Source organism: Sphingobacterium nematocida (genome assembly GCF_900168125.1).
GTDB classification, from domain to species: domain Bacteria; phylum Bacteroidota; class Bacteroidia; order Sphingobacteriales; family Sphingobacteriaceae; genus Sphingobacterium; species Sphingobacterium nematocida.
Genome location: NZ_FUZF01000005.1, coordinates 125950 through 151600 on the forward strand (window position 1 = coordinate 125950; position 25651 = coordinate 151600).

Annotated in this window: 21 protein-coding genes; 17 read left to right on the top strand and 4 right to left on the bottom strand. The window is 42.7% G+C overall.

The features are described 5' to 3' along the window. Positions 1-46 precede the first annotated feature (46 nt). From B5X76_RS08265 to B5X76_RS08275, 3 genes are read left to right on the top strand one after another with little or no spacing between them, the layout of a single operon-like run. Positions 47-3553: a SusC/RagA family TonB-linked outer membrane protein gene (locus B5X76_RS08265; RefSeq protein WP_079642637.1), complete on the top strand. Its 3507-nt coding sequence runs from the start codon at positions 47-49 to the stop codon at positions 3551-3553. An 11-nt stretch (positions 3554-3564) separates the two neighbouring features. Continuing rightward, positions 3565-4923, top strand: coding sequence for a RagB/SusD family nutrient uptake outer membrane protein (locus B5X76_RS08270; RefSeq protein WP_079642638.1), 1359 nt, complete (start codon positions 3565-3567; stop codon positions 4921-4923). A gap of 3 nt (positions 4924-4926) precedes the next feature. After that, entirely contained in the window at positions 4927-6159 is a 1233-nt protein-coding gene (locus B5X76_RS08275; protein ID WP_079642639.1) for a TlpA family protein disulfide reductase, read from the top strand. Positions 6160-6290: 131 nt separating this feature from the next. Here the strand turns inward: B5X76_RS08275 and B5X76_RS08280 are convergent, their stop codons facing one another. From B5X76_RS08280 to B5X76_RS08290, 4 genes are all read right to left on the bottom strand, one after another. Then, entirely contained in the window at positions 6291-6515 is a 225-nt protein-coding gene (locus B5X76_RS08280; RefSeq protein ID WP_079642640.1) for a hypothetical protein, read from the bottom strand. 206 nt (positions 6516-6721) lie between these two features. Further along, the gene (locus B5X76_RS21650) at positions 6722-6922 is read right to left on the bottom strand and encodes a hypothetical protein (protein ID WP_139375241.1); all 201 of its coding nucleotides are present in this window, start codon (positions 6920-6922) and stop codon (positions 6722-6724) included. Between the two features lie 86 nt (positions 6923-7008). Continuing rightward, positions 7009-7539, bottom strand: coding sequence for a cyclic nucleotide-binding domain-containing protein (locus tag B5X76_RS08285; RefSeq protein ID WP_079642641.1), 531 nt, complete (start codon positions 7537-7539; stop codon positions 7009-7011). Between the two features lie 78 nt (positions 7540-7617). Beyond that, entirely contained in the window at positions 7618-7998 is a 381-nt protein-coding gene (locus B5X76_RS08290; protein WP_079642642.1) for a hypothetical protein, read from the bottom strand. A gap of 245 nt (positions 7999-8243) precedes the next feature. On the opposite strand from B5X76_RS08290, the gene B5X76_RS08295 reads away from it, so the two are divergent. The 14 genes from B5X76_RS08295 (at position 8244) to B5X76_RS08360 (ending at position 25607) form a co-directional block, all read left to right on the top strand. Beyond that, a complete protein-coding gene (locus B5X76_RS08295) occupies positions 8244-9260 on the top strand; it encodes a hypothetical protein (RefSeq protein ID WP_079642643.1) in 1017 nt (338 codons plus the stop codon). Positions 9261-9330: 70 nt separating this feature from the next. Beyond that, positions 9331-9765, top strand: coding sequence for a hypothetical protein (locus tag B5X76_RS08300; protein WP_079642644.1), 435 nt, complete (start codon positions 9331-9333; stop codon positions 9763-9765). A 325-nt stretch (positions 9766-10090) separates the two neighbouring features. Beyond that, the gene (locus B5X76_RS08305) at positions 10091-10675 is read left to right on the top strand and encodes a hypothetical protein (RefSeq protein WP_079642645.1); all 585 of its coding nucleotides are present in this window, start codon (positions 10091-10093) and stop codon (positions 10673-10675) included. A 109-nt stretch (positions 10676-10784) separates the two neighbouring features. Further along, positions 10785-11168: a hypothetical protein gene (locus B5X76_RS08310; RefSeq protein WP_079642646.1), complete on the top strand. Its 384-nt coding sequence runs from the start codon at positions 10785-10787 to the stop codon at positions 11166-11168. Beyond that, a complete protein-coding gene (locus tag B5X76_RS22240; protein ID WP_245801007.1) occupies positions 11087-12244 on the top strand; it encodes a C40 family peptidase in 1158 nt (385 codons plus the stop codon). The genes B5X76_RS08310 and B5X76_RS22240 overlap by 82 nt, the downstream gene beginning before the upstream one ends. Before the next feature lie 129 nt (positions 12245-12373). Beyond that, positions 12374-12817, top strand: a complete 444-nt coding sequence (locus B5X76_RS08320) for a hypothetical protein (protein ID WP_079642647.1) — start codon at positions 12374-12376, stop codon at positions 12815-12817. Between the two features lie 77 nt (positions 12818-12894). Then, positions 12895-13494 (top strand): autotransporter domain-containing protein, encoded by a 600-nt coding sequence (locus tag B5X76_RS08325; RefSeq protein WP_176141019.1) that lies wholly within the window; start codon positions 12895-12897, stop codon positions 13492-13494. A 466-nt stretch (positions 13495-13960) separates the two neighbouring features. Beyond that, the gene (locus B5X76_RS08330) at positions 13961-15313 is read left to right on the top strand and encodes an IPT/TIG domain-containing protein (RefSeq protein ID WP_079642649.1); all 1353 of its coding nucleotides are present in this window, start codon (positions 13961-13963) and stop codon (positions 15311-15313) included. 18 nt (positions 15314-15331) lie between these two features. Next, entirely contained in the window at positions 15332-18460 is a 3129-nt protein-coding gene (locus B5X76_RS08335) for a SusC/RagA family TonB-linked outer membrane protein (RefSeq protein WP_079642650.1), read from the top strand. 24 nt (positions 18461-18484) lie between these two features. Beyond that, positions 18485-20539 carry a RagB/SusD family nutrient uptake outer membrane protein gene (locus tag B5X76_RS08340; protein WP_079642651.1) on the top strand — a complete coding sequence of 685 codons (2055 nt, stop codon included), beginning with the start codon at positions 18485-18487 and terminating at the stop codon, positions 20537-20539. A 34-nt stretch (positions 20540-20573) separates the two neighbouring features. Further along, the gene (locus B5X76_RS08345) at positions 20574-21476 is read left to right on the top strand and encodes a BT_3044 domain-containing protein (RefSeq protein WP_079642652.1); all 903 of its coding nucleotides are present in this window, start codon (positions 20574-20576) and stop codon (positions 21474-21476) included. A gap of 15 nt (positions 21477-21491) precedes the next feature. Next, positions 21492-22763, top strand: a complete 1272-nt coding sequence (locus B5X76_RS08350) for a BACON domain-containing protein (RefSeq protein WP_079642653.1) — start codon at positions 21492-21494, stop codon at positions 22761-22763. A 72-nt stretch (positions 22764-22835) separates the two neighbouring features. Further along, positions 22836-24845: a calcineurin-like phosphoesterase C-terminal domain-containing protein gene (locus tag B5X76_RS08355; RefSeq protein ID WP_079642654.1), complete on the top strand. Its 2010-nt coding sequence runs from the start codon at positions 22836-22838 to the stop codon at positions 24843-24845. Between the two features lie 135 nt (positions 24846-24980). Next, positions 24981-25607 (top strand): outer membrane beta-barrel protein, encoded by a 627-nt coding sequence (locus B5X76_RS08360; protein ID WP_079642655.1) that lies wholly within the window; start codon positions 24981-24983, stop codon positions 25605-25607. Positions 25608-25651: the final 44 nt, after the last annotated feature.

Here is a 25651-nt window from a genome sequence, read left to right on the forward strand (position 1 = left end):
GCAGGGTGATGGTCACAGCTATTAGGTCACACTCAATGAACCGAAAATGAAACAAATTTTTAGGGGTGGGAAAGGTATGTCTTTCTCGCTCGAGCCGCGAGAGGCTTCTCCTTTTTCCTTGATGAAAAAGGATACAAAAAATCAAGGCGTTGAATGCTCGCCTAAATTTAGAACCAGTCGTCTAAATCTCGAAAACTCTCCCGATAAATCGGGATCAAACAGTTTGAGATTTTATACGTCGCCTGATTCGAAATTCTTAACGGCTGTGCATCCAAAGGCCGTATTGACCCAAAGATTTAAGCCTACGGCTTTATTAATGATTTTATGTGTGTTGTTTAGTGGCCATTTGGTTTCTCCTGCTTTCGGGCAGGAGGCCAAAGGCCTAAACCAGACGGTACTGAGCGGCGTGGTTTCATCTCTTCAAGATGGTAAGGCGATAGAAGGAGCTTCGATCTCTGTAGAGAAGAAGCACGCACGCACGGATAAGCAGGGGAGGTTTACGATCAGTGTAGACAAGCCTACAGGCGTACTAACTATAAAACATATCGGATACAAGGAGCAATGGGTTGCTTATGAGAACACGTCTACATTATTAAATATCGCCCTACAGGCCAATGAAAAAGAGATCGAAGAAGTCGAAGTGGTATCTACAGGATACCAGAAGATACCGAAGGATAGAGCTACGGGGAGCTTTGAGTTTATAGACTCCGCCTTATTTAACCGGAAAGTATCTACGGATATATTGAGCAGACTGGAAGATGTGGTGCCAGGATTATCGACAGATAAAAGCTTTGCTTCGGGGCGGGGTAATGTTTTGAATATGAATGTAAGAGGTGTTAGTACGCTAGGCTCTAATCTATGGCCTTTAATAGTCATTGATGGCGTTCCTTATGAAAATAGAATGGCAGATTATGGTCTAGCAGCCTTCAATAATATCAATCCTAATGATGTGGAGAACATCACGGTTCTCAAAGACGCTGCCGCGGCATCGATATGGGGCGCACAGTCCGGTAATGGGGTAATCGTAATCACGACCAAAAGAGGAAAATTTGATCAAAAAGCGCAGTTGACCTTTAATAGTAATCTGACGATAGTCCAGAAGCCCCATCTTTATAAATATAAAGTATTACCTACTTCAGATTATATTGATATCACGAGATTGTTTTATGATAAGGGCAAATATAGATCACGACTGAACCAATGGAACCGAAACGTAGAGCCATTGGTATGGTTGTTAAAGGAGGCTACGGATAAGAAGATAACGGAGGAAGAACTGGAGGCAGAGCTTGACCGCCTGAGCCAGATTGATCAGCGCGACGACTTTATGAAGTATATCTATAGACCACAAATTAAACAACAGCATAGTTTGCGATTAACACAGGGAGGAGAAAAGATAAATTTTTCATTGGGTGTGGGCTATGATCACAATTTAGCACAGCTCGTCACCGAAGACTACCAGCGTATCAATATAAAAGGTGCAGTACAGGCGCGACCGATCAAAAATCTACACCTTGACCTTACAACCACCTACGCCGAGTCCAAGAAAAAGGAGAGTTGGGATTACACCCATTACAATGGACTGGCTAAAGGTGTGTCAAATCCTCCATACATGCAATTGGCCGATGCAAACGGTAAGCATCTGCCCGTAGATATCTCGGGACTCAGCCCAGTCTACAGGGATACTGTTGCAGGAGGGAGGTTGCGGCCATTTACGTATGTTCCATTGGATGAACTCTTATTAACAGATCAGGTGCAAAAGATTCGGGAGGTGTTGATGCAACTCAGTGTGACTTATAAGTTTGATTTTGGAGTCGCTTTACATGGTCTATATGCCTATCAGCGCAACCATAATCCCATTAGCAATTGGCGTAGTGGTGAGAGTTTTGTAGCGCGGGATTATGCTAATGCCTTTGCACAGTGGGATGATAATAACATCATATGGAATTATCCGATAGGGGATAATCTGGTAGGCTTGGACTGGAACCATTATGCCCATCAAGGTCGGGTCAATCTTTCTTTTGATCGTTCGTTTGGTGATCAACATGCCATTAGCTTTCTCGGAGGATTTGATATCCGTGAGCTTCAAAAGGATTTAAAGACCTTTCAATATTACGGTTATGAACCAGACAAAGGGACTTTCCAGCAGGTCCAGTTCGGGAGGGAGTTTAGGACCTTCAATGGAAAAGGGGGAGTCAATAGGATAATAGATCAGAATCGCATGGAATCGCTTACCAATCGCTTCGTGGCTTTTTATTTAAATGGCTCTTACACGTTTAAGCAACGCTATATTTGGTCTGGTAGTATCCGCAGAGATGCTTCCAACTTGTTTGGTGTCAAAGCAAATGATCGCGGGCAACCTTTCTGGTCAACAGGGCTAGCTTGGTTGATATCTAATGAGAACTACATGGCGGACAGTTATTTCAACTACCTGAAGCTGCGTACTACCTATGGCTATAATGGTAATGTGAATAACAGTACCTCGCCGTTGCCCATAATGACCATTGAAAGTCAACAGCATTATATTACAGGACAACCTTACGGTTTTATCAATAGACCACCCAATCCGAATCTACGCTGGGAGCGCGTCGCAAATCTCAATTTTGGTGTAGACTTCGGGACAAGAGACGGGATATTCTCCGGTGCTATTGAGTATTATCACAAACGCGCCAAAGATCTAATAGCACAGGCCGAGGTAGATCCTTCGGTAGGCTTTACGCACCTAACCGTCAATACAGCCGACTTATTGACCAAAGGTTGGGATATTACGATCAATGCAAAACCAATACGTAATAAGACTTGGGAATGGAATTCTAATCTGGTGTTTTCCAACGGTCGTACTAAGGTCTTGAAAGCCTATATAGATAATGATATTGCGATGTCTAATGTGAGTAAAGCTTCCTCGGTCTTGATGACTCCTTATGAAGGGCGGGACCTCTATAGCTTGTTGGCTTTCGATTGGGCAGGACTAGACCCAGTCGATGGTATGCCGCGTGCTTATTTGAACGGTGAGATGACCAAAGATTATAATGCCTTACTCTATGGGAATACAGCCTCGCTAAAAGAGTACGGTACACAGCGACCACGCTATTTTGGTTCCTGGCGTAATAGTTTACGCTACAAAAATCTAGAGCTCTCTTGGAATGTCTCCTATCAACTGGGGCATAAATTCATCCGGGAGACATTTCGTGCAGATTATTTCTTTAACGACGGTGTAGGTCATCCGGATTATGCACTACGTTGGCAGCAACCCGGGGATGAGGCTTGGACGGATGTACCGGCATTTGCCTACCCGATAAGGACAACAGCCAATCAGGTATACGGTAGTTCGTCTGCTTTGATAGAGCGGGGCGATCAGATCAAGCTACGGGATATACAGGGGAGTCTTTCGATTCCGGGTTTAGCGCGATACGGGTTTAAGAATTTTAGGCTGTATGCCTATATGCAGAATATAGGTACCATATGGCAAGCCAATAAGAAAGGGATAGATAATGAGTATGGTGCGAGTATTCCAGATCCTTTGTCTACCTCTTTTGGAATTAATTTTAACTTTTAATAAGAACGAAAATGAAAGATTTACTATACATAAGTGCACTTGCTTGTTTACTTGGTCTATCGGCCTGTAATGAGTTCTTAGACAAGAAGCAGGATATCAAGATGGTGGTTCCGCAGACTATAGATGATGCTACCCATTTATTGAATGATTATGGGACAATGAATATGGGCTATCCGATATGGGGCGAATTGGGGATCGATGATTATTACATTACTAAGGAGGGGAGGGAATCGAGCAGGGAGGATTATCGTAGTGCTTACATCTGGGCTGATAGACCGTATACGGATGCGGCGCAATGGCAGCGCCCCTATAAAGCGGTGTATTATGCCAACCAGACAATGGATGTATTAAGCAAGGTTGATCCACAACAGGATCGCATCAGTTTTAATAGAAACTTAGGTGCAGCGCATTTCTTCCGAGCCTTTGCCTTTCAGCTATTGACAGAGGTGCATTGTCCGGCTTATCAGACTAATACCGCCTCTGTCGATATAGGGATTCCGTTGAGACTGAGTCCCGGTGTAGATGATAAATCGACTCGAGTTACCGTGCAACAGACCTATGAGCAGATATTAAAGGATTTTAAAGCCGCTGCACAGCATCTGCCTGTTAATGAATCTGTACGTGGTAGGCCATCCAAGGCTGCGGCTTATGCCGGATTGGCACGGGCATATCTGAATACGGGGGATTTTAACAATGCCTATCGGTACGCGGATTCCTGCCTACAGTTGCGACCAGAGCTGATGGATTATAATACATTAAAAGCGGGTGACGATTTGCCAGTCAAGCAATTTAATATAGAAGTGCTTATCCCAATATCCAGTGTGTCATCAGGACCTATGTCAGGGATGAACGCCCTGATTGATTCCGACCTCTATAGCTCTTATGAGGTTAATGACCTGCGGAAAGGTGTTTTCTTCAAACCCAATCCAAATATAGTTGGTACCTATCTTTTTAAGGGGGGCTATAACGAGAACAGCTTTGAGCTGTTTATGGGGATTACGAATAGTGAGGTCTACCTCGTCAAAGCTGAAGCTGCTTGTCGTATCGGTAAGATCTCTGAAGCGTTATCCGCTGTGAATACTTTACGTGAGTCAAGGTGGAACAAAGACGTTCTTTATCCCACTATAACTGAAACCGATCCAGAACGACTATTGGAAATAGTTTTGGAGGAAAGACGTAAAGAGTTGGTTTTTCGGGGACGTCGATGGTCTGATCTGAAGCGGCTCAATCAGGACGATCGGTTCAAGAAGGCCATAAGCCGAACGCTTGGAACAGAACAATATTTACTTCCTGCAGGTGATCTACGGTATGCCTTCCGGCTCTCCGAAACATTGGTTAGGGTAGGTGGTATACCACAAAATAAAAGATAGCAAATGAGAGGTTTATTATTGATGATTATAGGTCTAGTTCTAGGAACTGGATATATACATGCACAACAGAAGAATGGAATTGATTTAACGAAGCGGCTATACGTCGGGGACGTATTCACGCCGCCGTCTAACGTACAACTGATGCGTGGAAATCTCAAGAAAGTAGATTGGAAGAAACTCAAAGACAAGATAGTTTTGCTTGATTTCTTTAGCACGTCCTGTGGGAGCTGTATTGAGTCTATGCCTAAGCTTCAGCAGTTGCAGAATCAATATTCCGATATATTTGAGGTTATTATGGTCGGTTGGCAGGATAGGAGTACCTTGGAAAAGCTCTTTCATAAAAATGAATACCTTAAAGAGCATAAGGTTAACCTACCGGTAATCTATGCAGACAGCTACCTCAAAAGTTTGTTTCCGCATCACTCGGTACCGCATGCTGTACTCCTTTATCGGGGTAAAGTGCAGGCGATTACAACGACGAACTTTGTCACTGCTGCAAATATCGAAAAACTTTATAAAGAGGGCAGTATCGTATTACCTCTGAAGGATGACTTTGGTTCGCGGGATCTATCAGATAGTAAAAAGCATCTCGGAGTTACAGTCATGGGCTATCAAGACGGAGTGCCATATCGGGGTTGGACTTTTGAAAAGGATAGCGTATCAGGCCTGATAAAGAGTTCGCTGTACAATGCGTCTATTTTTGCAGCATTGAAAGCGCTGGGTGCAAAAGCGAGACTGCAACACTCTCTTTATATCCCTCGTATGGACAGGGTGGTCTGGAAAGTGAAGGATTCTACCCGATATTACAACTTTGCTAATGATCCCTATTGGGATATAGCGAATAAGATATGTTACGAGCGATACGATAGTATAGTCCGCCCAGATTCATTACAGGCACTTAGCGTATTAAAGGATTTTGAGACATTCTTTGGTGTTAAAGTTTATAAGGGGATGAAGCGTATGCGTGTTCTCCAACTTAACCCTACTGCAATCAAGACGTATATTGCTCCTAAGGGGCGGGAAGCCATGGTTTATATGGGCTCTGCTGTATTTGCAGGGTTTACGGATCTAAGTGAGGTTTTTCCACCTGTTGTCGATAATGTCAAATCGGATGTAAAGATGGAGATCCACCCTTATAGAACATTGGAGGAGCTAAATAAACAATTGGCCGCCTATGGGATAAAAGCGGAATATGGAATGGAGGAGGTAGAAGTACTTGTAATCGAGGAGTTATAGCTATAAGAACGTCTCGTTAGTAGATAAACGACAAGGGCATGGAGATTATCCATGCCCTTTCTAAAGTTTAGCAATGCTTATTTTAGTTGATCTGCCCTAGGAATCAACTTTTTGAACGTAATCTCTCGGGATTAACGCGCCTTCAACTGTACATTAGGTTCGTTCACCTCGTTCTGTAAAGCTCTCGCCATTTCGGATAAAATAGGGATATCCAAAACTGGTTTGTCGCTTCCATTATTTGTTGCATTGATTGCACAAAGTTTTTCCTCTGTACTGCCACAATTGGGAGTTGAAGTCGCTAATGTATAGTGATTCGGATTTGCTGGATCCGAGCCTGTAAAATTAAACCATGCCATAATTGTATGATTTTAATTAACTATCATAATTCGTTTTAACTGATCCGTATCCACTGCGTATTAACTCAAGATCTTACAGTTATAACCGATCTCATTGCGTCCAATTTTTCTGATCAGTCATAGGCCCTTTCTTTGCCTCTCCCGAGGACTTTTCTAAAGACGACGTCAGGACTCCTTATTGGTCATCTCGTTAATTTCTTACCGCCTCACGGGTATACCGCGAATCTACGCCGTATCCGTTTGAATAGCGACAGGTAGCAGTAGCTTCGATCTCTACCACCTAGATAGCGCATAGGGTAGGTCTGCTCCCATAAGGGATGGCCTATAGCTGCGGAGTCTATCCGCAAGACGCTGTGTCTGCCTGCTTGTGCTGTACCCAATGGATGATATGTCGCTACTGCTGTCATTTATTGTTCTAATCTAATACATCAAAATTAGTAGTGGTCTTTTGGTAATACTTGGGTTTCGTATCCCAATTAATTGGGTTTTGTACTTAGAAGAGTTGGCGGAGATATTCCTCACTAATACTGAGGTATTGCGCCAGCTCCTTGCGCGTGATCAACGGGATGACCGCTTGATAGTCTTTACGGAATATATCGAGTCTTTCGCCCTTGGGTTGTTCGAGTAGGTTGGTACGGTATTCCAGGTATTTATGATGGTCGAGCCAAATGCGGTGATTGAGCTGTATCATGTCGGTATAGACCCAATGCAGTTCATACAGGCTCTGCTGGTCTATCTTGTACAGCAAGGCGTCGCTCAGGGCTTTAAAACGTGTAGGACTGGGCTCTAGCGCTGTTAGTATAGGTTCTGCGCGTATGACATAGCGCTGAGGAGATTTTTTCTTGTATTTGCCCAGTACCCCCTCTAGCACGAGATAACTGCAGCCTGGCTCGTAGTGCAGCCACTCATGGCTACATAGCTGTTCCAACTGGAGATGTCTTTCCAGTCCCGGATATCGGACTTCCCAATCGCCCTGTATGCGGCTTAGATAATCATTTAGTTCAATATACTTCTCGCGTTTCATAGCTAACTGCTTTTTTTAAAACTACGGCCCTGCCCATGCTGCGAAGCAGAACCGTAGATAGCACAATAGATTAAAGGGCTACCGGTACCGGATTATGATCTGTAACCCTGTAGATTCTCTAAGATCGCCCGATTCAAAGCTGTACGACTTTGCTTGGCTTCTAGAAAGTAAAACATCCTTGTCTTCTTGTTCTGGCTTGTTCGGTTCTTCTTTAGCAAAAGCCACAGTATGCCCGGCTAATAGTTCTTGGGCAATGGCTTCCGTCATAGTAGACTTGAAGCTGGTCGGTAAATTGGCAATCTGCTCTTTTTGCCTCAGGCTGAGCTCAAAGCGCTCATCCATCCAGCCCGAAAAGTCCGACTGTAGATAGGTCATTGATCGTGCAAGATCGGCAGCGTTTTGGTTTAGCTCCTGCTGTTGTACGGTGGCCGCTCCAGGGCCATTTAATGGTTGCTTCATATTATTTAAGTTTTTGATGTATTGCAAAGGAAGTTTATTTAAACTCTTTGGAAGAGGATCGATCTCGGTTTTAGGGCCTTTCTACCAAATTGTGGATAACTTCGGTATTTGGTGGGATGGAGATAATATTTATTTTCACTAAAAATATTTGCTTATTATTTTTTTATTGTACAATTTAGTATTGTATAAAGTGGATAGTCACTTTTTTAAGTTGCTTCTCCTTTTGTTAACAGAAAGAACCTACTATGATTGTATTCATTTTAATCCTGAAGTACCTATTATGTATTCCTACGATTGCTTACCTCATCACGGCCAATAAGAAGTTTTTTCTTTTCCAGGAAATCATTGCTTCTGAAAAGTTTTTTACCCTTTATAAGCCGACATTAGTGCTAGTGTCGTGTTATTTATTAGTCATTGAGCTTGTTTATTACCTGTTCAAAAAGAGATATACAGCGATAGATAAACCAACACCAGGCTGGCGGAAAATAGTTCAATATATTTTTATAGCGCTATTCATAGTTACGACATTCAATCTTGTTTTATTGGATTATGCATTGAGTGAAAAAGATGAAACGTTGATATCTACAGGCTACCTGAAGAGCGGCCTGTTTTTCTTTTTGATCACATTTTTTTTGTATGCAATATCGGTATGGTTCAGGCCCAAGTACAGCCTTGGTTACTGGCTTCATCAATTTGCTGTAGCGAAAATTATGGATAGAATAATGCACAGGAATGACTCGGAACAGGTGCTGATTGCCGCCGCAGAAAACAACGATAATCTTCGTTTACTGGTACAAGTAGAAGAGGTGCTGAAGCTACCTGAGGTTGATACGTATAAAGAGGGAGAGGACAGTAACATTACACCTGCTACTATCAACGGGCTGTCTGATGTCATTTTAATGGATATCCTGTTGGTCATCTCCAGTAGAAAAGGGATCTACCTTTACCTGCGGAGTGGACAATGTATCTTTGTGTCCAAAAAAATGAAAGATCTATTTACAAAAGAGCAATTGGTTTGGCTGGTAAGTTATCAGAAAGGAGCAAGGGTAAATTTGATTCATCTTGTTGCAAACGTAGGGCATTCGATAGATTCATTGTGGTCGAGTAATACGTATAACCATTTTATGGATGGTATCGAAAAGTCGCTGTTTGAGTTGGCTGATATGCTGAAAATGACATCTACCTTCCAAGAAAATATAGCACAACAGATTCTACATAGGGAAAAATTGGACAAGACGGTACTGAGCCGTAAAGTTTTTTAATTACTTTTTTGAAAAATTCTATTTGGAGTCTTCGGACCCCGCATGCTGCAGATATTCAAAGTTTGCGAACATGGAAACAAAAAATGAAACACTGCATAACAATAATTGTGGTCATAGCACCTGTGCGCAGGTAGTTTCGCCTGCAATAGATAAAGATACAAATCCGGTAGTTAAGGACGAACCTACATGTTCGTGCATGGCATGTATACTCAAGACGACCGCTATACCCATATACGCTCGCTTTGACCAACTATTGGATACCGCTGTACGTATGTTGGAGCTGCTGGAGGCAAGTATTGATCCGCCTATTGACCTGAATGAACAACTTATCGATGCTTTGGAACTTAAGCATATACTTAAGGTGGGGGATACCAAATTTGCTACAATGAAAAAGCTATTCAAAACCTATGATGTGGATAAAAAGCCCTATTACCTAAAGTATGAGGTATTGGAGGTCATAAGGCGTTATGAAGTTATTTCAAAAACGGACAATACCAATTCATAATAGGTAAAAAATACAGTTTCTATTAGTCTCGGTAGAAACTGTATTTTGCTTGCTACAGATTATTGCTCGAACTAAGGTTCGACTAGCCTATAACTAGCCTAAGACTAGGGTTGAACTAGGAAACAACTAATAATGAACTAAGAACCAACTAGTAGCTGTTCATAATCGTTCATAATCATTCATATTCCTTCATAATCATTCGCAGCTGTCTGAAGGTCATTGTTTTATGAAAAATAGGGCGAATCTTTGTATCGTTATGCTCGACGGAAGGCGCCCCGTATAGCTTGACAACGAACAGATTTTTTAATGTCAAATAAACAAAGAAATGGCAAAATCAAGAGACAACATCGTGATGCAGGGCGCATCAGGAAGAATCGGAAGGAACCTCGTGTTTCGTCAACGAGGTGATCAAACAATTATTTCGAAGACCCCGCGCATACCCACAGATAGGGTAATGACGGCAAAGCAGGTTGCTGTACAGTATAAGTTTTACGATGCCACCCAGTATGCAAAGAGTGTCATGTTGGACGACGATCTGAAAGCAGAGTACAAGAGAAAAGCTAACGTCAATCAATCGGCTTACAACGTCGCGTTCAAAGATTATTTTACCGATCCTGAAATACGCCGCGTAGACGACAGAGCCTATGAGGGAGAGGTCGGTGATAAGATCAGTTTTCATGTAAAGGATGTCATGGTGCTACGATCGTTAAGCGTAGAGATTTTGGATAGTCAGGGTGATGTTCTAGAATCTGCTGCCGCTGTACTGAAAGACAGGTCGGATAGCGAGTGGGTCTACACCGCTACAGTGCAGAATCCAGACTTCTTGGACAGTAAGTACCGTGTCACTATGGTCGACAAACCCAATAAGGTAGTCACCGAGACCAGAGACTTTGGAGAATATCAAGGTTAGGCTTTGTAATTAATTTTTGGTCATCAAAAGGAAAGGGCCTTCGAGCCCTTTCTCACTCTCATAACCTCCATAACTCTTGTCCCGATTTTCGGGATCATCACTCTATAATATGACAACAACAATCAATCCTTCATGGCTAGCCCAGGGCTGGCGGGAGGAACTTACTACAAAAGAAAAACTCTTCTTTGGATTTCTATTTCTGATCATCGGCTGGCTAATAGTCTCGGTTGTATTACAGCTGTTCGATCCGGCAATCGGTGTATTGGATTTCGGAGTGCTCACCGTTGCGGTATTCGGACTGCTGGTCGGCTGGCTCGCCGTATATATCAGCATTTGGCTGCAGGAGCTGCTATGGCACCCTTTTAAATCGTTTCGTAAGCAATTTGGTCATCACTTTAATCAACTATCATCATGGCAACAATGTATTCTTTATTTTTCGGTGTTCTTTTTACTGTTGTATGCAGTGGTAAAGGTAATGGAAGTGGTGTTTTAAGGCCCGATGTTGTTACTCCTAGCTACGTCATGTCGACCGTAGTGGAGACATCTAAGGACTTCATTGAAACTGGCTTTAATAATTCTTTATTCTCGCGCAAGCCACAGTTGTCATTTTCCATGACGAGGACATACTTTTTTTCCGCAAAAAAGTATGCAAAAACCGGAACGAAGTGGAGCTCAGCGAAGCTAAACTCATCGCTTAAACCACGAAGTGCTGTGCGCAGCAAAACTTTTGACACAAAGGAAGTGCATCCACTTGCTATTGTCAAAAATTTACCTCCGGTGAGCTCGCAGGCTCGGTTTGTAGGCGATAAATTGAGGGAATGTATGGTATTTGCTAGTAATTGCTTACTCTCTACATTAATGTCTCCTGTGAAGCAACTTGCCATTAAGGACGACCTTTTAGCATATGGAGTCAAAGGCCGTAAAGCTACAAATCGAAATTCTGTACATTTTGCACTAGGTCAGGATTCCCAGTCTAAGAGGGGGATAGGAGGGCAGGAGACCTTGGGAACCGCCTGTGTAGCTTTACGAAGCCTTGATGAACATAGGGTAAACAGTCTTGATCTTTGCTTCTTTCCATCAAGGGAAAGAAGGAGCCAGTCTGGCGATGAAGACAATAATAAGATTAGAAATAATAAAACTCTTCTAGCTGAGAGTCGTCAGTCAATAATAGCGATTGCTTCAAAAGAGCTAGGCATCCGCGAAGCTACGGGCAATAATGACGGCTTGCGAGTGGAAGAATACCTTCGCTATACAAACCTCTCCAAAGGCTATGAATGGTGTGCCGCCTTTGTATCCTGGTGCTACGGTCAAGCCGGATTCGCTGTTCCACGTAACCCATGGAGCCCTGCGTTGTTTTCGAAAGTAAAACTGATCCGTAAAGACCAATGTCAGCCAGCGGATGTATTCGGAATCTACGGGGTCAAGGCCAAGCGCATCAATCACGTAGGTCTAGTCAAAGAATTGTCTAAGGATTACCTGATCACCATCGAAGGCAACAGCAATAACTGGGTCGAATCGCGACGGAGACATCTACGGACGGTGTATGCAGTTGCGGATTGGGTAAATTAATGGTTAGTGATTAATTGTTAATGATTAATGGCGGATTCGCGAATTTGCAAATGCGTCTACCCTAAAAATACATCACCATGCTTCACCTTGTAACTCTGTTACTTCGTAACCCTGTAAACCTTATAAACCATGAAAAATAGCACAATCATCACTCACATCACTCTTGTCATCCTCTTCACCTTCTCCTCTTGCCGCACGGTCAAAGAAAAAACAACACAACAATCTTATGAAAGAGAACAGGCATATACCCATTGGCAGCATAAATACACAGAAGCCTTTGGGTGGATGGATAGCACGGGGAGGTACTGGAGCTTTAGTACAGATAGTGCATTTCATTACCATCCAGATAGTGGGATCTATGCAAAACAGGGATTGCTATCGTTTTGGGAAGATAAGCTGCAAAAGCAGGTTTGGACGTCCATAATAGATAGCAATTATACCGGGGCGGTCGTGCAGCAGCAACATAACCTATGGAAGACCTACTACCGAAGTATAAAGGACAGCAAGTGGGGCATTTTGATAGGACTTTCGCTGTTGGTTCTGGGCTGCTATTTATTATATAGATCTTGGTAATGAAGATTATAAAAAAACGCAGAAATTGGATTAATCCGTATATTCGGCGCAATATAAAATACAAACCATTAGTAACAATGAAATTTATCTTTTTTGCGATTTGCTCGTTTTTATGGGCGTTTAACGCTTTTGGACAAAAATATCCCGAAAGTAAAATGCAACAGATCGGTATTGGTCCTTACATCGGCTACGAGTCCAATGCAGAAACCGTGGTGTATGGTGTTGGGGGGTATTATGAATATCGCCCGTTCAAGCGCTGGGGATTTACGGTGGGAGCGAGCTACGATAAAAGCCCTTTCGCACGTAGTACCCAGGATGATCTGCTCAGACTGATTTATGAAGATTTGGGAATTGATATTCCGGAGAATACCTCGGAAATAAAACAAAATCAGTTAGCAGTGAATGCTGGAGCTCGATTTTATATGAGCAAGTTTTTTGTTTCTGCAGGGCTTGGTTGGTCGTTTTTAGACTATGAGGTTAGGGATACAGAGACTGCTGTGCAGGAGTCAAATAAGACGGATTACTTCTATCATACTGTAGGCGTAGGTTATCAATGGTCATTGGGTGGTAACCATCTGTTGGAGCCATTTTTTAGCGCCACGACTGGTGGTGTGCCGAGATCAAACGGTACGGCTAAGACGACCTTGGGTGTCCGCTATGCTTATCGTTTTAAATAGAACCCTTTTCTAGTCAGCAAGAAGCAATCTGTTCTCCATGGATTGCTTCTTGTGTTTTGCGGAAAGCTAAGATTTAACAACTTCGCTCTAGTTTTCGCCTGTGTTTCGTATTGTAACAAGCTATTTTGTTTCGTTTTGTTTTTTTAAAGCATCTACTTAATTAAGAGATGCTTTTTTTTTGGTTTCTTGATTTGGGACTTGATCTTAATTTAATACAAGATTAATAATAACATAATAGGCTTTTTGAGGCTTTTGGGCTACAGTTGTCTAGTTTTGCAGCGTCAAAAAGACAAACCGTCAACCGGTATTAACTTGTGTTTTTATGTTTTTATTAGTTTCAATTTTTAGTTTTAAATTTTTGTTTAGTTTCTTTTTGTTTTAGAAATATTTGTTTTGTTTGTTTTTCTCACTTATATTCGGTTATTCGTTGAGAACCAAATATAAACGCAATTAACCATCATATGTTATGAAACAACGTAATCTATTAGCACTTCCTTTGTTATTGTTACTGTTTTTTTCTTCTTGTAAAGAAGATGCTGCAACAACGCAAAGCGAGCACGATCCCAACAAGCCGGTTGTGCTGACCTCATTTTACCCTGCAGAAGGTGGGGCAAAAGACAAAATTTTATTGAATGGTGAGAATTTCGGTTCTGACCCTAAGAAAATCAAAGTTTATTTTAACAATGCCAAAGCAGCTGTAGTTTCAGCTAGTGGAGGTCGTGTTTACGCCATCGTTCCACGTTTGCCGGGAGATAATCCAAAGATATCGGTAGTAATTGGTAAGGATTCTGTCGTATATGATAATACATTCGCATATCATATACAGGCACAGGTGACTACAGTTACAGGAACGGGATCTCGAGAATTTATTGCGGGTACTCTTGACCAGGCGCGCGTTTGTGCCAAATACCTGGAACTGGATGCAGAGGGTAATCTCTTTATGACCTGGCGCGACGGTAAAGATAATGCGGTATTTGGTGTCGGACGTGTCAGCGAGAAGGAAAACCTGGTTACGGGACTATATCAAGCTAAATCAGCACCCTATCCGTATGCGAATGGAATTACGGTAGATAGGGCTACTGGTGTAATGACGGTCTCGCATGAGTCTGTTGTTGAAACATTTTTCTCGTTCGATCCTATTGAAGGTTGGTATCCGCGTCAGCGTAATGCCAAATTTGCGCAGGCCCATGGTATACCCAATGGGGATCAATATATGAACTTTATTACTTTCAGTCCTTATGATGGGTATCTCTACAGCCGCTCGCGTGATGGAAGTGTCATTAAGATACATCCAGATACTTATGAGGCGACATTGGTCAGTAAGGGGTCGAAAGCTGCTGGATCAACATGGCCTTACGGATCGCAGTATGGACAAGGGATAAATCCGGCCAAACCATGGGAGCTGTGGATGACACTCCACTCGAATGCCAGTCCGATAGAATACCGTCAGGGACTTATGGTACTGGATCTGCGTCCGGAGCATATCGGTAAAGGATTCCGTCGTGTGAACGGTACAGGTGGTAGCGACCATCGGGATGGACCGATCGAAGATGCGATATTCAACTATCCAAAGGATATTAAGTTTGATAATGCTGGTAACATGTTCATAGCAGATTCGGGCAATCAATGTATCCGAATGGTATCAGCCGACGGAATCGTTACGACTGTAGCAGGTCAGCCTAAGGTCAAAGGTTATAGAGATGGTGGTCCGTTGGAGTCTATGTTCAATGAGCCCTGGGGAGTAGCAGTTAATCAACAGGGAGAAATCTATATTGCTGACTATGGTAACTCACGAATTCGCAAACTAGTTATTGAATAATTAACCTAATTCTATATCATGAGGATTATTTACATTTTGTGCATATTACCGCTGTGTCTGTGGTTTACGGGGGTATCTGCACAACAAACAGAAGAATTGATAATTACAGGTACTGTTGTCAATGAAAAAAATGTACCTGTACAAAGTGTTTCTATATACATAAAGGATAGACCGGCAGGAGCAGCATCTACCGATCAGAACGGAAAATTCAGCATTAAAGCGATATATGGCGATATGTTGGTATTCAGTTATGTAGGTTACGAATCGATAGAGCACCTCGTTACAAAGTCTGAAGCTAATTTGAGTATTAAGCTTGCGGACAAAAGTCTTGATGTGGAAGAGGTAGTAGTTGTCGGTCTGGGGGCTACGCAACGGAAAATCAGTTCGGTCGGAGCCATCACCACGGTAGACGTCAAGCAGTTGCAGAGTCCCGCTCCATCGATGTCTAATCTCTTGGGGGGGCGCGCTGCGGGAGTGATCTCGATGCAGACGTCCGGAGAGCCAGGTGCTAATATCGCCGATTTCTGGATACGTGGCATCGGTACATTTGGAGCTAATAGTAGCGCTTTGGTGCTAATCGACGGATTGGAAGGTGACTTGAATACGATTGATCCAGCAGATGTGGAGAGTTTCTCTATTTTGAAGGATGCGTCGGCTACGGCAGTATATGGTGTGCGTGGTGCGAATGGGGTGGTTTTAATAACCACCAAAAGAGGAACGGTAGACCGTATACAGATTACTGCTCGGGTTAACTCTACACTGTCTAGACTTAATAGGTTGCCTAAATACCTAGGTGCTTATGACTATGCAAAACTAGCTAATGAAGCAGCTTTCTCCCGAGGAGAATCTTCGGTATACAATCCTACTGAATTGGGGATTATTGAGCATGGGTTGGACCCGGATATGTACCCTAATGTCGATTGGCAGAAGGAGATCTTGAACAATAGCTTCTGGCGTCAGAGTTACTATGCCTCAGGGCGTGGTGGATCGGAAATAGCACGTTATTTCTTGAGTCTCGGTGGAAAGAGTGAAACGGCTGCCTATAAAGTAGATAAAAACAGCCCTTATAGTTCTAATGTAGGATTCAATACCTATAATTATCGCGTAAACTTGGATTTGAACCTAACTAAAACGACCAAAGTATATCTTGGATCTGACGGGTATTTATCTAGACTATTGCAGCCGGGGATCTCGAATACGGATTATATATGGGGGGCACAATCTAGTCTGACGCCACTGTCAGTTCCTACAAGATATTCTAACGGTTTGTTTCCTGCGGCAGGTGGAGGGGAGCTTTCATCTCCTTATGTATTGATCAATCGCACAGGCCGTGCTTCGGAGGAGTGGTACAAAGGTAAGACCACGCTAGCTTTAGATCAAGATCTTACTAGCATATTAGATGGCCTTAAATTCCGCATGCAGGGGGCTTATGATATTCATAGTAACTTTGAGGAGCGCCGCTGGGTACAACCAGCTCTTTATCAGGCGATGGGGCGTAATTATGATGGGTCGCTTATTATGAAGGAAACCGTGCAGGAACGTTCAGCGATCTACGGTAAAGCATTAAGACAGTTTCGTAAATACCATTTCGAAACTACCATTAACTACGATCAGAAATTTGGAGAAGATCACCGCACGTCAGCATTGCTGTATTATTATATGAGTGATTCCAAAGACACTAAATATGCAACAAATAATCTTACGGCTATTCCAGAACGCTATCAAGGGGTATCCAGCCGTTTGACTTATGGATTTAGAGATACTTATTTATTGGATGTCAACTTTGGGTATACAGGCTCAGAAAACTTTCAGCCTGGACGTCAATATGGTTTCTTTCCCTCGGTAGCTTTAGGTTGGGTGCCGACGGGTTATAAGTATGTACAGGAGAAAGCGCCTTGGTTGGATTATTTTAAGATCAGAGCTTCTTATGGTACAGTAGGTAATGACCGTATTATTGACGGTGTCCGGTTCCCGTACCTGACGAAAGCAGACCAGTATTTCAGTAATGTATGGGGAGCGGGAGCTGTGGAAACGATAACCGAAACCCGTATTGGAGCTGATAACCTAGCTTGGGAAAGATCGATTAAGTCAAATCTGGGAATTGAAGGTAAATTGTTCAATAACAAGATTGACTTTGTTGTAGACTTCTTTAAAGATCAGCGTAACGGTATATTCCAGCCACGTGTACAGGTGCCTGAATATGTAGGGGTTATTTCCAACCCTTGGGCTAATGTTGGACGGATGTGGAGCGCTGGAGCGGATGGTAATGTTAGTTACAATATGCAGATAAATCAGGATATGGGATTTACGGTGCGTGGTAATTTTACCTACTCTAAGAATATGGTGCAGAACTGGGAGCAGCCTTATATGGAGTATTCATACCTAGAGTACAACGGATACCCTTACGGTTCTATCCGTGGTTATCAGGCTCTCGGTTTGTTTAAGGATGAAGAAGATGTCAAGTATAGTCCGAAACAAACTTTTGGAACAGTATTGCCCGGTGATATTAAATATAAAGATGTAAACGGCGATGGGGTAATCAATACGTTGGATAAAGTGCCGTTGACCCACAACGATTATCCATTAACGATGTTCGGATTTGGCGGAGAGTTTCGCTACAAGAATCTATCGGTAGGAGTCTTGTTTAAGGGAACAGGTAGTACACCTTTTTACTACGTAGGAATGCCTAAAACGTATAAGAATGTAACAGAGATCAATGGAAAGGGATATATGCCGTTCTATAATGGTAGTGAGGGGAACGTAATTACTTTGGCCAATGATCCTGCCAACCGCTGGATACCTCGCGAGTACGCATTGCAGGAAGGAATGGACCTGTCTCTAGCAGAAAATCCGGATGCCCGTTTCCCTCGTTTGCAATACGGTAACAATGAAAATAATACCCAGTTGTCTACATTCTGGAAGGATGATTCGCGCTACATAAGACTGCAGGAATTAACGGTTAATTATCGGGTTAACCCTAATTTTCTTAAACGCGTAGGGGTTAAATCTATGGATCTACAGTTTGTAGGAAATAACCTGTACATCTGGGATAATGTCAAAATATTTGATCCTGAACAGGCTGCCTGGAATGGACGTAAATATCCAATACCATCCACTTATTCGGTGCAGGTATATGTTAATTTTTAATACGATTAGATATAGATCAACGATATGAAGACGTCAATAATCATAAAGAGAATAGCGACAGCGGCCTTTATTATTCAACTGTTTTTTCTGGTGACATCCTGTAAGGATTACCTGAATATCGATAATTATTTCGATGATGAATTTAATATAGACTCCGCTTTTAGTAATGCGCGAAATATAGAAGCTTATATGTGGGGAGCCGCAGCTATGTTTCCAGACGAATCAAGAACGATAAGAGGCAACTATACACCGGGTCCGATGGCTACAGATGAGGGTTTTAACGGTTTGACGGGAGCTGGAACCACCAATATCTATTATGGGATGGATTTTGCAACAGGGAATATCACTCCCGATAAATTTGGTGGGCTTAACCAATGGGGCAATTATTACAAAATAATCCGTAAGTGTAATCTAATCTTACAGAATCTGCAAAAACCAAAGGATATTACTTCGACAGATAGGCTTCGGATAGAGGGATATACCCGTTTTATCAGGGCTTATGCTTATTACAATATCTTAGTGGATTATGGCCCTCCTATTTTATTGGGCGATGAGGTAGTCAATACCAATGAAAGTATGGAATACTACGACCGTCCGAGATCTACCTATGATGAGGCCATGGAGTATACCTGTGCAGAATTTGAGAAAGCGGGTACGCTAATGCCTCCTGATGTCGGTCTTTTGAATTTTGGACGACCTACTCGAGGTGCTGCTTTTGCTATGATCGCTCGCTTACGTTTGATACATGCTAGCCCTTTGTATAATGGAGGTAATGCTGCGCGCTCTTACTTTGGAAGCTGGACGCGTAAGACTGATGGGGTGCATTATGTATCACAGCAGTATGATGAGAGTCGGTGGGCCGTGGCAGCGGCGGCAGCGAAACGTGTTATGGATATGGGAAAGTATCAGTTATATACTGTTCCGGCAGACAACCTGACCGCTCAGTTGCCTTCTGGTGTAACTTCGGATCCAAATTTCTATGGATCATATCCTAATGGTGCTTTGGGAATAGATGCATTTAAATCCTATTCGGATATATTTACCGGTGAGTCTGTTGCGGCGATCAATCCGGAGTTTATCTGGGGAGTGAGTTCGCCTTATATCAACACGGATATCAATCAGGGGGCTTTCCCACCTACACTGGGCGGATGGGGACGTTTCTGTGTGACACAGAAAGTAGTGGATGCTTATCTGATGGAAGACGGGCGTAGCATACAGGAAGCTCGTGGCGACACTTATTTTGAAACAGTAGCCGATCTACCTGCAGGAGGGACATTTAATGACCTATTTACGGAGCAATCTAAAACTTTCTCTGGATATCCACTTAATGCTGGTGTGTATAAAATGTACGCGAATCGCGAAATGCGGTTTTATGCCTCTGTTGGTTTTAACGAAGCTGTATGGCAGGCGTTGTCAACGTCTGATGTGGCATTGCAGAATCATACCGCGAAGTATTATTTTCAGGACCTTGATGGACGTGGTGGCGTATCCGCAAGCTCACCTAACTATCCGATTACTGGATATATTATCAAGAAATGGGTTCATTCGTATGATGCAAAAACTGGTACAGGAGCTCGTACACTTCCTAAATTCTATCCTATTATACGGTATGCGGAAATCTTATTGTCTTACGCAGAGGCATTGAACAATCTGAACGGTAGTCATACGGTCAAGATGGGAGAGAGAGAATATACGATGTCAAGAGATGTGGAAGAGATTAAGAAAGCATTCAACCAGGTACGTTACCGTGCAGGGCTACCGGGATTGTCCCCTAATCAATTGACTTCGGCAGGGACTGTTCAAAAAGAGCTTGTACGTGAGCGTATGGTGGAGTTTTTGTGGGAAAATAGACGTTTCTACGATGTGCGTCGTTGGGGAATGTATGAGGAAACTGAGCGTGAACCTATTATGGGAATGAATCCGGATGGAGCGACCAAGGAGGCATATTATAGACGTGTGATCCCAGGGACATCATCATTCTTGACAAGAGAAGTGAACAAAAGACTGAATTGGGTGCCGATACCGCGTTCGGAGATGAGAAGATTACCTTCTGCGGATCAGAATCCGGGATATAATTAAAAAATATAGTACCTGAAAACTAAAAAAATAACAGATGAAACGAAGATATATAACAGTTCTCGCACTCCTTTTGGGCGTGGCTTCATGTAAGGATAATGAAGTCTTTGAGAAAGAAATGTATAAGAATGAGGTTTCCCTGATTAGTAGCGAAAATCACAATGTCTTTCAAGAGGTGGTGCATATGACAGGTGAAGAAATCATTGGGTACGTAGCTGCTTCTGCTGGTGGTACATTGGCTCCAACAAAGGATCTAGTCGTGGGATTGGAAGAGGATGCCGAGCCGCTAAAGGAATATAATTGGGCAAATTTTGACGCTGCAGAAGAGCTCTATGCTAAGCTGTTGCCTCAGGATAAGTACGAGATCATGGATGATAAAGTGGTGATCAAGGCTGGTGAGCGTACAGGAAGGACGATGATTAAATTGAGACCAGAAGGGCTATCACCAGACTCGACTTATTTTATCGGATTGAAGGTTGTTGATAAGTCAGGTGTCGAGATCAATCCGAAGAAAAGTACGATGTTGTACCAGGTGTCTTTTCAGAATGATTATGCCTCGCAAGTGAATAGTTCGATGTATATGATGACTGGTGTGAAGGATGACGTCATACCGGTGGCAGCCAATAAAAAGCTTTTTCCATTGACTCATAATAGTGTGAGATTGACTGCCGGTAATGAATTGTTTGAACCTAAGCTCGCAAACATTGACAAAAACTCAATGATATTGGAAATTGATGATTCTAATAGGGTGACCATCAGGCCGTACAAGACTATAAATGTTGTGCAATTGGATAACGATCCTAAATATCCGAATATATTTCAGGTCGAAGAGTCTTTTGGTAAGAAAACGAATGTGTTCTTGCTCTCTTATCAGTACTCGGTTGATGGGGGAAAAACTTACAGTAAGATGAAGGAACGCGTGGAGATGCAGGTTAAATAATAAAAGAAGGAATCCATGAAAACGACTAATTATTATAAAATTAAGGCGATGTCAAAAGTAGTTTTTGCTTTTGTCCTTTCCCTGACGATGTTACTCTCGTCCTGTAAAGATGAAAATGAGGCGAGGAGCCAGTTTACTTTGAAGGACAATCCATCTAAGATGGAAGCGCCTGCGCGTGGCTCTTCGGAGACCTATACGGTGCAATCTAGTGGAAACTGGAAGGTAGAACCTCAGCGCAAGGAAAAGTGGTTGAAGATCGATCCGATGGAAGGTAATGGTGACGGCACATTTACGGTTACCGTGAATAAGAATATAGCCCAAGGAGCCCGTAATGTAACGCTCTTTTTTACAGTAGATGGTCAGCTACATAATAGCGTGCTCAAGATAGAACAGGCAGCTGGGACAGGAGAAGGAGAAGAAGAGGATCCTTATATTTATCTTGATGGAAACCTCACTAAACTGGAATCTGCTGAAGCCGGTGGTGTGAGTAATTATGTCTTGCGCGCTAATGGAAAATGGCGCTTAGAATTGGAAGATCAACCCGATTGGGTCAATATCGAACCGATGGAAGGTACCGGCGACACTCCACTAAAACTAACAGTAGCTAAAAATACAGATTTAGAGCGTACAGCAAACTTGTTCTTCTTTTTGGAAGATGTACAGCAGTCACAATCTGTGTCAGTCTACCAGAAAGGCCAAAAATTACAGGTTCCCGGGGATTTGGTCTTAAAAGAGGATTTCAATTGGCTGAGCTACGGTAGTGAAATTTTTAATGTGACGACTGGCGAGACGAGAATTGGTTCGTGGAAAGCAGAAGACCTAGCTAAAGGTTGGACAAGTACCATAAATACAACAACAGGAGGTGGAGATTATGCTTCCATCTATGCGCGTCCGGGGTTTGTAAAACTAGGGCGTACCAATTACGGTGGAGATCTGATATCGCCTAAGTTGGAAAAGGTACAGCGTACAAAGGATCTGCTGGTGACTTTTAAAGCGGTACGATACGCAACAGGGGATCACTACCTGCTTACGGTAGGTGTCAATGGGCCGGGAACGGTCAGTGTAAAGGAGTTTGACATTATGAATGTGGCTAGTCCGAATTCGAATCTAGAGGCATGCAGAGCTGCATGGCAAGCTCCTGAAGCAACCTATTCTTTTGTAGTAAAGGGGGCTACTGCTGAAACGCAAGTGTGGTTCTTGGGTGGAGCTTTTGATCAGCGTGCTGGCAATTGGCCTAAAACGACAAACCGTATTTTTGTCGACGATGTCGTAGTCACTGTAAAGTAAATGTAATCAACCTATAATTAACTATAAAGTCCGTGCAGAGTATTCCGCACGGGCTTTTTTATACTTTAAATTATGAAAAAGAAAAACAATTATACACGAAGAAGCTTTATTCAAGCCTCTTTGATAACAGGATTAGGTCTTTCGTTAAATCTTTATAGTTGTACAAAATCTGTAGCCGAGCCGACAAAAGAACCTACTACACCAGATTCTGGTGGGGGGGATGATGGTAAGTTGAGTATCACAGGCGTGCTTATTGCTGCATATATAGATGCAACCAAGGGATCAGAATATAGTATTAGCGGAAAAGGATTTGCAGCAGGTGATCAGCTCTACTTTGAATCACGGGCTAATCTGACAGCGAGCGGAAAATACACAATAACGAGTAAAACTGTTACAGCAGATCAGATCAGTTTTGTATTCCCAATGGATATTCCTTCGGATAGTTATAGGGTGTCGGTGAAACGAGGTTCGGAGTCGTTTTTGCTGGGATCAACTATTTTGAATCTGTATTTCAATGCTAATATTCCCGATAAAGTAGGAATGACGGTAAAAGGTGTAGTGTATGCTGCGGGTGTGGGGCTAGCTAATGTAGTGGTGTCTGATGGTTTTGAGGTAGCAACTACGGATGCTAATGGTATTTATTACCTACCATCGGCAAAGAAGGGTAAATATGTTTTTGTATCTATCCCTGGCAACTATGAGGTGGCTGCTACGATAAATGCACCACAGTTTTTTCAACGCTTGTCTCAGCCTGCAAGCATAGTGGAGATTAAGGATTTTGAATTGAAGCCGGTTAACAATGAGAAACATGTCGTGATGGTGCTGGGGGATATGCATCTGGCCAAACGTACGGATGATCTCAATCAATTTCAGAAAGGGTTTCTTCCGGATGTAAATCAGTCGATTCAGACCTACAAGAATGCCGGTAATAAGGTCTATGCCTTAACACTAGGCGATATGACTTGGGATTCCTACTGGTACGATAATAATTATGCATTGCCACAGTATCTCACGGAGATGAATAAGATAAATGCACCTGTGTTTAATACCATGGGAAATCATGATAATGATCCTAAGTTTTTTGAAGATTGGGGTTCGTCCGATAAATTTCGGGATATATTAGGGCCTACATATTATTCTTTTAATCTTGGCAAGGTACACTACATCGTACTGGACAACATTGAATACCTCAATACAAATAATGGAAGAAATTACAATACCAAGATCGTCGCAGACCAGATTGAATGGTTGAAAAAGGATCTGGCAACGATTGCAGATAAAAGCACACCTATCGTGGTGGCCATGCATGCGCATCTCCATACAAATCCATCGCTGAATAGCAGTGGTAATGAAACTACGGGATACCGCATTTCGAACGCAGAAGATTTTGTCAATGCGCTGAATGCTTTTACTAAAGTCCATGTATTGACGGGGCATACACATATCAACTATAATGTGGAGACAGAAGCAAAGCCGAATATCATGGAGCATAATACCGCTGCGGTATGTGCGACCTGGTGGTGGACTGGAAATATCGGGTATGCGGGAAATCATATCTGTAAAGATGGTGCGCCAGGCGGGTATGGTATCTGGGAGATGCAGGGTAGAGATTTGAAATGGAAGTACAAAGCGATTGGTGAGAACGAAGATTACCAGTTTAGAGCATATGACCTTAATCAGGTACACTTGACCAAGGAAAAATATGCGCCTGCATACAACGGTGCAGAATGGAACACCTACGCCGCTGAATATGCGAATGCGAGTACAGCCAATGAGGTGTTGATCAATGTGTGGAATTATGATAAAAACTGGAAGGTAGAGGTGACAGAAAATGGACAGCCTTTGAAGGTGAACCGTGTGCGTATGCGGGATCCATTACATATTATTTCGTACTCTGCGCAAAGATTGAATCGGAATGCGGTACCTACGGAAGATTTTGTAACGTCTTTGACGGCCCATATGTTTAAGGTGAAGGCTTCATCGCCAACTAGCACGTTACAGATCAGGGTTACGGATCGCTTTGGTAAGGTTTATCAGGAAAGTATGGTGCGGCCTAAAGCCTTAGGGTATTTAATGAAGTAGTCGAGTACGTCATGTCGTAGCGTCACGATTGTCGTCGACGAGCTTCCGGTATCGATTTATCGGGGACCTTGTGGAGACATCTATGGGCTATCTAGACGGTGAATATCATATTTATTGGTGTTAAATTTTTTTAGAATGAAAGCTATATTAATATCATTTGTCGGGATTTTGGTGTTTGGCTTTAGCGCACAGGCACAAACTGAATTTGGTCTCAAGGCAGGAGCTAGTTTTTCGTCTTATAAATGCGCAGATTCGGAAGTGCTTGGAGAGACCAAACCTCTTACCAGTTTTTATTTAGCAGGATACCTCGATACCCGTATTGTTTCAGGACTTTATTTTCAGCCTGAAGTGTCATTGCAAGGAAAGGGGAGCAAGCTGGTAGAGTCGGAGGTAAGAGGGGCATGGCAGATCGAACAGAAAACTAAATGGTTGGATTTTGCTTTTAACTTTTTGGGTAAAGTGCCTGTTGGGCAAATAGGAAAGGTATTTGTTGGTGCTGGGCCTTATGTTGGATTTGCGATGGACGGGACTAACGAATATATCGAAAAAGGTACTACTACAGCCGTGATTATCTATGATGATAACGCCATGAGAAGCTTTGATTATGGCGTCAATTTGTTGACAGGGATTAAATTTGCCAAGCGTTTTTCTGTGACAGCCAACTATCGGATGGGGATGGCTAATATTGCAGAGAGTGGCTTTAAATGGTCGGATAATGTTAAAAACCGAGTGCTTTCTGTAGGATTAGGCGTAGCGCTGTAGACCGTTTAAGATTCTAGAGCAATATTAGAGCTTCTTTTATTCGA

What these genes read in the sequence shown, in the direction of transcription:
- B5X76_RS08360 (WP_079642655.1), top strand. Translation starts at nt 24,981, where the DNA reads ATGAAAGCTATATTAATATCATTTGTCGGGATTTTGGTGTTTGGCTTT.
- B5X76_RS08325 (WP_176141019.1), top strand. Translation starts at nt 12,895, where the DNA reads ATGAAATTTATCTTTTTTGCGATTTGCTCGTTTTTATGGGCGTTTAAC.
- B5X76_RS08345 (WP_079642652.1), top strand. Translation starts at nt 20,574, where the DNA reads ATGAAACGAAGATATATAACAGTTCTCGCACTCCTTTTGGGCGTGGCT.
- B5X76_RS08285 (WP_079642641.1), bottom strand. Translation starts at nt 7,539, where the DNA reads ATGAAACGCGAGAAGTATATTGAACTAAATGATTATCTAAGCCGCATA.
- B5X76_RS21650 (WP_139375241.1), bottom strand. Translation starts at nt 6,922, where the DNA reads ATGACAGCAGTAGCGACATATCATCCATTGGGTACAGCACAAGCAGGC.
- B5X76_RS08305 (WP_079642645.1), top strand. Translation starts at nt 10,091, where the DNA reads ATGGCAAAATCAAGAGACAACATCGTGATGCAGGGCGCATCAGGAAGA.
- B5X76_RS08350 (WP_079642653.1), top strand. Translation starts at nt 21,492, where the DNA reads ATGAAAACGACTAATTATTATAAAATTAAGGCGATGTCAAAAGTAGTT.
- B5X76_RS08340 (WP_079642651.1), top strand. Translation starts at nt 18,485, where the DNA reads ATGAAGACGTCAATAATCATAAAGAGAATAGCGACAGCGGCCTTTATT.
- B5X76_RS08265 (WP_079642637.1), top strand. Translation starts at nt 47, where the DNA reads ATGAAACAAATTTTTAGGGGTGGGAAAGGTATGTCTTTCTCGCTCGAG.
- B5X76_RS08310 (WP_079642646.1), top strand. Translation starts at nt 10,785, where the DNA reads ATGACAACAACAATCAATCCTTCATGGCTAGCCCAGGGCTGGCGGGAG.
- B5X76_RS08295 (WP_079642643.1), top strand. Translation starts at nt 8,244, where the DNA reads ATGATTGTATTCATTTTAATCCTGAAGTACCTATTATGTATTCCTACG.
- B5X76_RS08330 (WP_079642649.1), top strand. Translation starts at nt 13,961, where the DNA reads ATGAAACAACGTAATCTATTAGCACTTCCTTTGTTATTGTTACTGTTT.
- B5X76_RS22240 (WP_245801007.1), top strand. Translation starts at nt 11,087, where the DNA reads ATGGCAACAATGTATTCTTTATTTTTCGGTGTTCTTTTTACTGTTGTA.
- B5X76_RS08335 (WP_079642650.1), top strand. Translation starts at nt 15,332, where the DNA reads ATGAGGATTATTTACATTTTGTGCATATTACCGCTGTGTCTGTGGTTT.
- B5X76_RS08275 (WP_079642639.1), top strand. Translation starts at nt 4,927, where the DNA reads ATGAGAGGTTTATTATTGATGATTATAGGTCTAGTTCTAGGAACTGGA.
- B5X76_RS08280 (WP_079642640.1), bottom strand. Translation starts at nt 6,515, where the DNA reads ATGGCATGGTTTAATTTTACAGGCTCGGATCCAGCAAATCCGAATCAC.
- B5X76_RS08290 (WP_079642642.1), bottom strand. Translation starts at nt 7,998, where the DNA reads ATGAAGCAACCATTAAATGGCCCTGGAGCGGCCACCGTACAACAGCAG.
- B5X76_RS08270 (WP_079642638.1), top strand. Translation starts at nt 3,565, where the DNA reads ATGAAAGATTTACTATACATAAGTGCACTTGCTTGTTTACTTGGTCTA.
- B5X76_RS08300 (WP_079642644.1), top strand. Translation starts at nt 9,331, where the DNA reads ATGGAAACAAAAAATGAAACACTGCATAACAATAATTGTGGTCATAGC.
- B5X76_RS08355 (WP_079642654.1), top strand. Translation starts at nt 22,836, where the DNA reads ATGAAAAAGAAAAACAATTATACACGAAGAAGCTTTATTCAAGCCTCT.
- B5X76_RS08320 (WP_079642647.1), top strand. Translation starts at nt 12,374, where the DNA reads ATGAAAAATAGCACAATCATCACTCACATCACTCTTGTCATCCTCTTC.